Source organism: Pectobacterium wasabiae CFBP 3304, assembly GCF_001742185.1.
GTDB classification, from domain to species: domain Bacteria; phylum Pseudomonadota; class Gammaproteobacteria; order Enterobacterales; family Enterobacteriaceae; genus Pectobacterium; species Pectobacterium wasabiae.
Window position 1 is genome coordinate 1,051,397 of sequence record NZ_CP015750.1, and the last position, 11,498, is coordinate 1,062,894.

Annotated in this window: 7 protein-coding genes and 1 tRNA gene; 3 read left to right on the forward strand and 5 right to left on the reverse strand. The window is 50.9% G+C overall.

Translation table 11 applies throughout. The features are described from left to right. Positions 1-81: 81 nt before the first annotated feature. Positions 82-1,221 carry a tRNA epoxyqueuosine(34) reductase QueG gene (gene queG, locus A7983_RS04675; RefSeq protein ID WP_005973041.1) on the forward strand — a complete coding sequence of 380 codons (1,140 nt, stop codon included), beginning with the start codon at positions 82-84 and terminating at the stop codon, positions 1,219-1,221. Positions 1,222-1,718: 497 nt separating this feature from the next. Here queG and ahpF read toward each other — a convergent pair whose 3' ends face one another. The 3 genes from ahpF to A7983_RS04690 form a co-directional block, all read right to left on the reverse strand. Then, a complete protein-coding gene (gene ahpF, locus A7983_RS04680) occupies positions 1,719-3,281 on the reverse strand; it encodes an alkyl hydroperoxide reductase subunit F (protein ID WP_005973040.1) in 1,563 nt (520 codons plus the stop codon). Positions 3,282-3,410: 129 nt separating this feature from the next. Beyond that, positions 3,411-3,974: an alkyl hydroperoxide reductase subunit C gene (gene ahpC / locus A7983_RS04685; protein ID WP_005973038.1), complete on the reverse strand. Its 564-nt coding sequence runs from the start codon at positions 3,972-3,974 to the stop codon at positions 3,411-3,413. A 110-nt stretch (positions 3,975-4,084) separates the two neighbouring features. Beyond that, positions 4,085-5,734, reverse strand: coding sequence for a DUF4153 domain-containing protein (locus tag A7983_RS04690; protein WP_005973035.1), 1,650 nt, complete (start codon positions 5,732-5,734; stop codon positions 4,085-4,087). A 215-nt stretch (positions 5,735-5,949) separates the two neighbouring features. Between A7983_RS04690 and A7983_RS04695 the strand changes: the two genes are divergently transcribed. Continuing rightward, complete coding sequence (locus A7983_RS04695; protein WP_005973033.1) at positions 5,950-8,982, forward strand: autotransporter domain-containing protein; 3,033 nt, start codon at positions 5,950-5,952, stop codon at positions 8,980-8,982. A 388-nt stretch (positions 8,983-9,370) separates the two neighbouring features. Beyond that, positions 9,371-10,162: a hypothetical protein gene (locus A7983_RS04700; protein ID WP_005973031.1), complete on the forward strand. Its 792-nt coding sequence runs from the start codon at positions 9,371-9,373 to the stop codon at positions 10,160-10,162. Positions 10,163-10,195: 33 nt separating this feature from the next. On the opposite strand, the gene A7983_RS04705 is transcribed toward A7983_RS04700, so the two are convergent. Continuing rightward, positions 10,196-10,271: transfer RNA gene (locus A7983_RS04705), tRNA-Gly, on the reverse strand. Between the two features lie 284 nt (positions 10,272-10,555). Continuing rightward, positions 10,556-11,482: a D-2-hydroxyacid dehydrogenase gene (locus A7983_RS04710; RefSeq protein ID WP_005973029.1), complete on the reverse strand. Its 927-nt coding sequence runs from the start codon at positions 11,480-11,482 to the stop codon at positions 10,556-10,558. Positions 11,483-11,498 lie beyond the last annotated feature (16 nt).

The window sequence follows — 11,498 nt, forward strand, 5'->3', positions numbered from 1 at the left end:
TTCCGTACCTGTGCGCAAACATCGGTTCCGCAACGCGGATATGGTAACATCACTACGTCTTGTTTATTTTTGCGGCCCATCATGTCATACCCCTACGATCTCAACGAATTAGCGCAACACATCAAACAATGGGGACAGGCATTGGGGTTTCAGCAGGTCGGCATCTGCGACACCGACCTGTCCGCAGAAGAGCCTCGGCTTCAAGCTTGGCTGGATAAGCAATATCACGGGGAAATGGACTGGATGGCGCGTCATGGCATGCTACGAGCGCGTCCGCACGAACTTTTGCCTGGCACGCTGCGCGTCATTAGCGTTCGTATGAATTATCTTCCCGCCAAAGCCGCGTTCGCCAGTACCTTAAAGAACCCAGAACTCGGCTACGTCAGCCGTTATGCGCTAGGTCGTGATTACCACAAGCTGTTACGCCAGCGCTTGAAAAAGCTTGGCGATCAGATTCAGGAATACTGCGGCGAATTGAATTTTCGCCCCTTCGTCGATTCCGCACCGATCATGGAACGCCCTTTGGCTGCAAAAGCCGGGCTTGGCTGGGTTGGTAAACACTCACTAATTTTAAACCGAGAAGCAGGTTCCTGGTTCTTTCTCGGTGAACTGCTGATCGATCTGCCTCTGCCCGTCGATCGACCTCAAGAAGAACAGTGTGGTCGCTGTGTCGCCTGCATGACCACCTGCCCAACAGGCGCGATTGTCGCCCCTTATACCGTCGATGCTCGCCGCTGTATTTCCTACCTGACCATCGAATTGGAAGGCCCGATACCTGAAGAATTCCGTCCGCTGATGGGCAATCGCATCTATGGTTGCGATGACTGTCAGCTTATTTGCCCGTGGAATCGATTTTCACAACTCACCGACGAGGCTGATTTCAGCCCGCGTGCCGCGCTGCATACGCCGGAGTTGTTGCTGTTATTTGGCTGGAATGAAGAGAAATTTCTACGGATTACGGAAGGATCGCCGATCCGGCGCATCGGCCATCTCCGCTGGCTACGCAATATTGCAGTCGCACTGGGCAATGCCCCCTATCAGGATAGTATCGTGCTGGCATTGCAAACTCGTCTGGGTGAAAGCGAATTGTTGGATGAACATATCCACTGGGCGATCCGCCAGCAGTTGGCACGCCGCGCATCATTGGAAATTGACGTCCAATCCACACAGAAAAAACGACTTATTCGTGCAGTGGAGAAAGGATTACCGCGCGATGCATGAGCCGTTCAAACCGTTGCCATCAGTTTGTCGCACGCGCTGTGAATAAATAAAAAAAGTCGTTGCCAATCAACCGTCACAAAAAGTACAAGCGATCGTTATAACGTTTTATAAGTAAATTTTATGAATAAATATCAATAAGATACTCTACTATATTTTATCAACAATATAGGGGGGTTAATAAATAACCAACAGACAGCCTGTGGATAAGTCTGTTAAGAAGAATATGATTTTTTGTATTAACTGATAAAAAACGATGTGAATTGAGGTAACGCTAGTGCTCTAAATACGACGTTGTGAAGACAGCAAAAAAACAGGCCACAGCATAGAGCGGCCAGCATTATGAATTTCTTATTGTCCCTTGGCAAGGGCTGAGATCTAATTTTTACGATCGAAATGACGGCGACGCCTCTTTTATGAGACATCGCCGGGCAAAAAGTTAAGATCGTCGTCAGAGAAACAGAAGTGTGATAAATGTCTCCCTCTCCCCCAGATCGATACTACGCACGCGTTCTAATCAGATAATCAAAGGCGCTCAAGGACGCTTTTGCTCCTTCGCCCGTCGCGATGATGATCTGTTTGTACGGCACCGTCGTACAGTCACCAGCAGCAAAGACCCCTTTCACGCTGGTTTCACACTTGGCATCGATCTCAATTTCACCAATGCGGTTTCTGGCGATCGTACCTTCCAGCCAGTGAGTGTTAGGCAACAGACCGATTTGCACGAAGATCCCTTCCAGCGGTAAATCGTGTACCGTATCAGTAATACGGTCTTTGTAGCTCAGCCCCGTTACCTTCTGTCCGTCGCCTTTCACTTCTGTGGTTTGCGCATTCAGAATAATGTCGACGTTCGGCAGGCTACGCACTTTCTCCTGCAATACCGAATCCGCTTTCAGCTCCGGTGCAAACTCAAGCAGTGTGACATGTTTCACCACGCCGGCCAGATCGATAGCCGCTTCTACGCCAGAGTTTCCGCCACCAATCACCGCAACGTGCTTGCCTTTAAACAGCGGACCATCGCAGTGCGGACAATACGTTACGCCACGCGTCCGGTACTGTTCTTCGCCGGGCACATTCATGTTTCTCCAGCGTGCGCCAGTCGCAATGATCACACTACGCGCTTTCAGCGTCGCACCGGATACGGTAATCACCTGGTGCGGTTTACCCGGTTCGTTACTAGGGATTAAAGCCTCTGCACTCTGCGCATCGATCACATCGACATCATAGTCATCAACATGGCTTTTCAACGCGGTTGCCAGCTTTGCGCCTTCCGTTTTCGGCACAGAAATGTAGTTTTCGATATCAACAGTATCCAGTACCTGGCCACCAAAGCGTTCGCCGACCAACCCGGTGCGAATACCTTTACGCGCCGAATAGACCGCCGCTGCCGCTCCTGCCGGGCCGCTACCGATAATTAACACATCATAGACGTCACGTTGGTTCAGCTTCTCAACCTGTTTAGCACCTGCGCCAGTATCAATTTTAGTCACAATTTCAGCAAGGCTCGTCCGCCCTTGGCTGAAGTGTTCGCCGTTCAGGAAAACGGTGGGAACGCCCATGACATTACGGCTTTGAATCTCATCCTGGAACGCGCCGCCGTCAATTGCGGTATGGGTGATATTTGGGTTCAACACCACCATTAAATTCAGCGCCTGCACCACGTCCGGGCAGTTGTGGCAGGACAGCGAATAATACGTTTCAAAGTGGAATGAACCGTCAAGGTTACGGATTTGATCGAGTAATTCTTTCGCTTCTTTCGACGGATGCCCACCCACCTGCAATAACGCCAGAATCAGGGAGGTAAATTCATGTCCCATCGGCGCACCGGCAAAACGCGGACCGCTTTGGGAATCTGGATTGGTAATCAGGAATGAAGGCTTACGGACTGCTAGCTCATTCTTTTCAATGAAACTCACCCGTTCGGACAGCTCGGCGATCTCAGTCAGCAAGGTTCTGACTTCAGCAGATTTCGCGGAGTCATCCAGAGTCGCAATCAACTCAACAGGTTTGGTTAATTTTTCCAGATAGGCTTTCAACTGGACTTTCATCGTATTGTCGAGCATCGGTCGTCCTTAATTAGGCAAGTGGGTACAAAGACAAAGTCATGCGGAGTTCTGGCCCCAAAAAACCGGACCAGAAAAATCGGGTGCAATGCACCCGACAAAAACAACCATATTTTCCGAGGTATTAGCTTAGATTTTGCCAACCAGGTCCAGAGACGGTGCCAGCGTGGCCTCGCCCTCTTTCCACTTGGCTGGGCACACTTCACCGGGGTGAGAAGCAACGTATTGAGCGGCTTTCACTTTGCGCAGCAGGTCGGAGGCATCACGACCAATACCTTCAGCCGTGATTTCTACCGCCTGAATGATGCCCTGTGGGTCAACGATGAACGTACCACGGTCGGCCAGACCTTCAGCTTCACGCATATTTTCAAAATTACGCGTTAGTTGGCCTGTTGGGTCACCGATCATGGTGTATTTGATTTTGCCAATGGTTTCAGAACTGCTGTGCCATGCTTTGTGCGTGAAATGGGTGTCGGTGGAAACAGAGTAGATTTCCACACCACGCTGTTGGAATTCGTCGTAGTAGTCAGCGACATCACCCAGTTCGGTCGGGCAGACAAACGTAAAGTCAGCCGGATAGAAGAAGAATACGCTCCATTTTCCTTCGATATTATTCTCTGTCACTTCAATGAATTGGCCGTCTTTGAAAGCCATGTTTTTGAATGGTTTAACTTGGGTATTAATTACTGACATCACGTTATCCTCATGTGTTTTCGCATGCGGCTAAAGTACAGAAACGTGATCGTTATCACCAATCCGTTGTCTTTATTGAATCAATAAGTAATACCTAACCTAATGCTGAGTCAGGGATACCTGACCTCCATATTCTCATTACCGATCCTGACGGTCTTGAAGCGTGGCGTAACCGCTTCAACGTTGCCCGCTTTAATCAGTGCAATCAGTTGTCCCTTCTCAAACGTGCCAAATAGACTGGCCGCAATCTGCCACTGCCCCTTTTCATCACGGGCGAGAATTTTCCCACCGCCTCCCCAGCCTGCTTGGGAGAAAACGAGCACTTCATTATGGCCATCACCGGTCAAATCAATAGCAAAGAGCAGGCAAGCAACTTCTCGGCAGCGATTACCAAAATTATCGCCCTGCAGCATGTCTTCGACCCCTTCTTCCAACGGCCCCACCCATTCGAACTGAACAGGGAGAACTTCTAAGGGCTGCCCCTGCAACCGATCGCGCAGCGCCTGACGCCCCGCCGCATCAAGAATTCGGTCTTGCTTCAATTCTTCAGTCAGCCAGGCAAGCTGTTGCTTGCCTGCGGTGCCTAACTCGTCGCTCAGCAGCCACACAGAAAACTTATCGATCGGCGTTTTCCCGCTCAGCAGGCGCTGAATCTGGTTTCTCGCACTAAACGCTTCCGGGCTTAACAGCGGCGTATGCAACAACACCATCAGAACGCAGGTGACCACCGCGAGCAGCGGATTACTCGTGCGTAAATTTCCTAACCAGGCTCCAGAACGGCGGATGACAGCCCATAGCATGGCCAGACTGTAAAGCATGGCGATCGCCACCACGAAGAGCGACTGAAAACGGAAAGGTGTCAGGCCGTATTGTTCGATGCGCAACCAGCTTGAATAGCCTGCCAATGCGATCAAAACCGGCAGGCACAGCACGCTGGCACTAACCAGCCCGCGTAACACCGTCGGATAAACACGCCCTTCGTTATCATCTTGAGACGCGCAGTTAATCAAAAAGAGGTTCACGCCCATCAGACATAGAAGAATGACGGTAGAACGACCCGTATTCCATATCGGTTCCAAGCCGCTAAAAGGCAGCGTCAGGGTGAAAATCACCGTGATTAGTGCACTAAACGGCAGCAGGAAACGGCAAGCCGATAGTAAAATCCCCCGCAGTAGTCCGACAACCGCTTCTTTGGTCATTCCGATATATATGCCAACAGAAAACACCACCGGTAAGAGCAGCATATAGAACCGATAATGACTGAATACGTTATTAACCTGCGGGAAACCCAACATGTTGAATAGCATGCCGCATAATACGAGCAGCAACACGACCACCAGAACGACGAACCAGGCCAACAGCACGGTAAAAATATGGCCCCAGGCGTGTTTGCAGAGCGCGTCATAGGATGGCCATCGCCTTTCACCGGTTGGCCAACAGCGAATGAAAGTACAGCAGATATAACCGAGGAGGATGCTGCACAGTACCCAGGAAGCAGACGGCAGGAATCGCCCACTGTCATAGAGAACCCAGCCGCTGATCGCCGTCATCAGCACAGTCAACCCACTGACCAATAGCCACGTTTTTTTCAAAAAGAGAGTACGTTCCAGCAATTGCAGACTGATTCCGCCAACCGCTGCCATCGTTATCAATAACGTCTGAAAAATGCTTTCTTTCATTTCCAACGCGGTGACAAATAACAGCCCCTGAAGCAGGCCAATAACCAGATAAGACCTTAACGATGGGGAACTAGCAGGCATAGCAAATCCTTTTGTCGATACGAATAAATGAGCGGCTTACTGTAGCACCGAACGTCTGCAATATGAGTGAATATGTGTCTCTGCGATGGTTTATCACGCTCGTCACTACCCTCCCATTTTTAATGTTCATATCAACGTCACCGTTTAGTCATTTGTAATCGCTACACTGCCGCCCGAAATTTCATAACGCGTAGAAAAATAAAGGAATAATACACATGGCATTCCCCACTAAAGCGCTTTTGGCTACGGCAATAGCCTCATTGATACCGTTTGGTGCCTCTGCCGCAGAGGCAGAACCGGCCTCTGCAATTGATGTTCTCTCAGGGTTTAACAAATTCTGGACTGCGGGTACAGCCTGGAATAACGGCATACCCACTACGCTTGGCGAGATCGTACTGCGGCAAAATATCCAAACGGTGATTGATATCGCCCGTTCGCGCACTCAGGCACAAGAAATCTCGGCTTTTGAATTCGATGCTCAAGATGCCAATTACGCTGTCATCGCTGGCCTTGGCCCGTTAGCCAGTATCTTAAAAGCGGAAACAGGCGCTTTCACAACGGTAGACGGTATTCCAGACCGCGCATACAGCAGCCGAGTGAGTGATGGCGGCAACGGCCTTGGGTCAGCCGCCAGCGGGCTGGGCAAGGTCGTCGAACTTGTCAGCGCCGTCCGCTACCCAGCCTCCACCACTCCGGCCAAAAACAACTACAACTATCCGCGCCCCTTCCGCCAAACGATGGACGGTGAAGATCTAAGCTGGGTACTGCAACGCTCTCTTGTTGCCCGCGTGCCGGCAACGGGAAACGGTGATGGCGGGTTTCCTAGCGGACACACCAACGCAGGCTATCTTTCCGCTTTCGGTCTCGCATACGCGGTTCCACAGCAATATTCAGATCTGATCCTACGAGCTGGCGAAATTGGCTACAGCCGCGTCGTGACAGGCATTCACTCACCGCTGGATGTGATAGGCGGCCGAATGCACGCGACCTATTATGCTATTCAGGATCTCATCGCCAACCCAACGCTGCGTGCAGAAGCCTACGCTCAGGCACAGGCGTTCTTCGCGGGACAATGCGGAGGCACCATCACCGCATGCTATACCAGCGGCAGGAGTACCGAGGCAGCTTACGCTCAGTATCAGATCGATAAAGCCCTATACGCTAAATACACATTCGAAAACGCCTTCACACCTATCGGCGACACCCATGCCGCCGCCATTGTTCCACAAAACGCCGAAGTGCTGATCGAAACACGCTACCCCTACCTCACCGTAGCCCAACAACGCGACGTTCTGGCAACTACGTCGAATGCATCAGGCGGCGTGATGGATAACGGCATGGGTTACGATCGTTTGAATCTCTTCAAAGCAGCAAATGGCTATGGCGCGTTCAACAGCAATGTTGCGGTCGTGATGAACGCCGCAGATGGGGGCTTATCTGCCGCCGATCTGTGGCTAAACGACATCACAGGCGCAGGCTCCTTGACCAAATCAGGTAGCGGGCAGCTTACACTCGCAGGACGTAATAGCTGGAGTGGTGGGACAACCGTATCAGATGGGACGCTGGTTGGTACTCATGGTCGGGCTTTCGGCACTGGCGCTATCGTCAACAATGCGACGTTGGCTTTTGACATCAATACCGACGACACGCTCGCGAATGACATTTCAGGTAACGGGACTCTGCGTAAAGACGGGGCCGCTAAGCTGACCTATACGGGTAATGGGTCTTCCTTTACCGGCATAACGCAGGTGACAAACGGCAGATTGGCAATTAACGGTTCACTGGGCGGCTCAATCGTTGTGGCCGATGGCGCAACCGTTGCGGGCAGCGGTACGATAGGCAGTCTGACCGTCGCCAGCGGCAGTACGCTGGCACCCGGTAACTCGATTGGCACACTAAGAGTGAACGGCGATCTAACGTTAACCAATGGGGCTATTTATGAAGTCGAAGTGAATCCAGAGACGACCGAAAGCGACCTGATCGCAGTAACAGGGACGGCCACACTGGGCGACGCTTCTGTGCTACATGTCGGCGAGAATGGGGATTATCGCATCGCTTCAACCTATACCATTCTAACGGCAGACAATGGCATATCCGGCACCTTCGGCGCAGTAACGAGTCGCTATGCCTTCCTCGATGCCAATCTGGGCTACACCGCTAATACGGTGACAATGCAGCTCGCACGTAATGACATCACATTTGCGTCAGTCGCTACCACGGCCAACCAGTCAGCCACCGCCAATGCGGTAGAGTCTTTAGGGACTGGCAATGCCGTTTATAACGCAGTAGCGATGCTCGACCGAGGCGCACCACAGAACGCCTTTGACGCGTTATCGGGTGAAGGCTATGCCTCGCTGGCTGGTGCCATGACACGCGGTGCATTGACGGTCAGCGATACGGTTACGGAACATGCTCGTGCCACACACGATAATAACGTCTGGCTCAATGTTTATGGCGGCCGCCATGATGCGAATGGCGCTAACGGCACTGCCGATACTGACTATCGCAGCAATGGTTTTCTGCTCGGCATTGACGGCGCGCTGTCCGACAACATGACGCTCGGTATTTTTGCCGGAGCCGATAAGGGTGATTTTGACGTAAATGGGCGTCGTTTCTCCGCGGATGTCGACAACTACCAGTTAGGTGCTTATGCCAATTACACGTATAACCGGCTGGGATTGACCTTCGGTACAGTGGGAAGCTGGGGCGATATCGCAGCGCAGCGCGACGTCACCGTCGGTTCCCTGAACGAGAAATTGTCAGCGGATCTGGATGCCCGTACTCTCCAGGTATTTGGTGAGGCACGTATGAAATTCGATGCTAGCGTGGTTGCTGTAGAGCCTTTCGCCAGATTAGCGCACGTCGCCAGTAAAATAGACAGTTTCAGCGAAGCTGGTGGTGCTGCCGCATTAGGCGGGGAAGCGCTCAAAATGGATACCACCTTTTCTACTCTCGGCCTGCGTCTGGAGCGCAACTTCGGCACGCAAGAACGCGCATGGACAGTGAATGGCAGCGTCGGCTGGCGACATGCTTTTGGCGATATCGACCCCACGGCGCGTCTGCACTTCATTGGGGCTGCTGACTATAACGTGACGGGAACACCGCTGGCGGAAAATAGCATACGCGTTGAAGCGGGCATCGGCAAAAAACTAACCGATAATGCGAACCTGTCATTATCCTACGGTGGTCAATTCGGTGGCGGCGTTACCGACAATGCTGCTCACCTGAAACTGAATGTCCGTTTCTAAGAAATAACGACAGATATGTTTTTATTAATTCGAGTTTCAGGAAAAAACATTAACCTGTTGAACAACACACAGTAACTTGAAATATCACGAGTATGCAGGCGGTAGAAACGATTACACCGCCTGCATCTAATAAATCTCAATATGCGAATTTAACCACCTAAAAAACCGATCGTGAATTCGCATCGTCAGCGAGTCTACATCGCGTGCAAATTCTGGCTGTTCGGCAGACAGAGACCACTCTCTTCACCACATAAATAAAACATCTTCAATGATTACGGATATATCAATATCAAACCCAAAGTCCATGTCAAAATAACCACAAAGAATTAAAGTAATTTAAAAACATTGCCGATTTCGTATACACAGCCATATTGGAAATTAATTGAAGATGATTAATCTGAATAACCTTTCCACCGCAAAAAGCATTGATGTCAGAGACACGGTGAAAACCAACTCGTCGGCGGCAACCAGCGAGACACCAAACAAAACAGCATCGTCTGTACCATCAAGTGAGTCAGCAATAAAAGACAAAAGTAACGTCTCGTCTCTGGCACGTCAGTTGAGTGATGCAGCAGCACGTGCAGAAGCGAGGGATACCAGTCATAGCCGTAGTGAACTGGCGTCGTATGCACATTCCGTTATTGAGGAGCTCGCTGGTAGCAGCTATGAAAGCAACCGCAAAGTGCTAGCTGAAGAATTACCCGCCACTGACGATCCCGAATGGCTTGCTCGTGCCAAACAGGCTAATAATTTCGCTAATGGCCGCGGTACGAACCCCTTTAAAGGGCTATCTCGCGATCAGCTCGCGCTCATTATTTATGACGACAGCAATACCTTTACCGTCAACGAGCGCAGGGCGGCATTGCATGAATCAAACGAACAGGAAAGCGCCTGGAGCCATTGGGTGGTAGCAAAAAGCAAACAAGAATGGAACGCAGGGGAGTTTAAACAAACAGAATTCTTTAAGCTCGTTCTGAAACACTATGAAGACTTACCGCTAATCGAACAGGTACAGGCTCCCGCCAACTACGAATCTCGACTCAACCATCTGATAGCAATGGACTACAACTTTGTAACCGGTGAATCAGGAAAAAATGCGAATCCACTGAACAGTCTGTTCGATTTGCTTTTACCGCGTAATATCGAACAAGGTGCTTTACAAAAGCCAAAGTCAGACTAAAGAAAGGAAATTAAAAGAGAGGATGAAAAACATTGGAGCGGGAAACGAGACTCGAACTCGCGACCCCGACCTTGGCAAGGTCGTGCTCTACCAACTGAGCTATTCCCGCATAGGATCGGATTTATTATCCTTTATTTCCAGCAAACCACGCTGAAACCAGAATAAATAAAACCTTGCCAAATCGCATGTAACCTAATGAATTTAATCATTATTTAACAACTTAGCGATTCAACGGTCAGCATTATGTACCAATCAACTTAGCGTGGCAAGCCCTTTTCACTGAAAAACCTTGCAGTACAAGTTCAGTTTCAATCGGCTATTTGCGAGCATGATGAACAATGGCGCGTCGTTGGCAGAAAACCCATTAAACATCAGCATGATTCACTCAACCACTTAATACTCGCGACTAAAATCCACCTCGCCACGCAGCGTATTATCAGCATGAAAACGCGCGAGATTATCCAAAAATAATCTCCCCATCAGCCCCGGCACCATCGGCCCGGCAATATGTGCCGTCACCGTCAGATTCGGCGTATTCCAGAACGGATGGCTGTACGGTAATGGTTCTTGCCTAAAAACATCCAGCACCGCACCTGCAATCTGTGCATCGCATAGCGCGGCCCGCAGGTCATCATCTACCACAGCGCTACCGCGCCCGACATTAATAAACAGCGCCGAAGGCTTCATGGCTGCAAACAGATTGGCATCATAGATATCGGTAGTCGCCAACGTATCTGGCAACAGGTTGATGACGTAATCGGCCTCTGGTATCGCGGTGGGCAGTTCCGCAAGGCTCATGACCCGTTTAAAATCAGGTCGATGCCTTGGTGTACTGACAATGCCGTATAGCACGACGCCAAAAGGCCGTAGAAAACCGGCAACTTCACAGCCGATTTCTCCCGCGCCGACGATCAGCACGTTTTTATCCGCTAACGACCCCGGCAGGCGGTGATCCCATCGCCGTTCTTCCTGACTGATTTGCCGCTCCCCCAGACGCAGTTCGTGTCTGAGCATATAGGCAATCACATATTCCGCTATCGGCTGCCCAAACACGCCCACGGCGCGGCTTAGACGGTAATCACGCGGTAACCCATCGGCCAACAGCGGCTTGAACCCTGCCCAGGTAGACTGTAGCCACTTCGGTTTGGCTCCCTGAGCCAGCAATGCCGCTGCGGTATCGGGTTCACCCAGCCAAATCGGACAGCTCGTGGCCTGCTCCGCTGTACCATTTGAAAGCACCAGTTCAAGATCCGGTGCCCCATGATTTAAGACAGGGCCGATTTCATCAGCACGCGAGTCCAGCAGCAGAATAGCGGTCATAACACGTTCCTTAGCA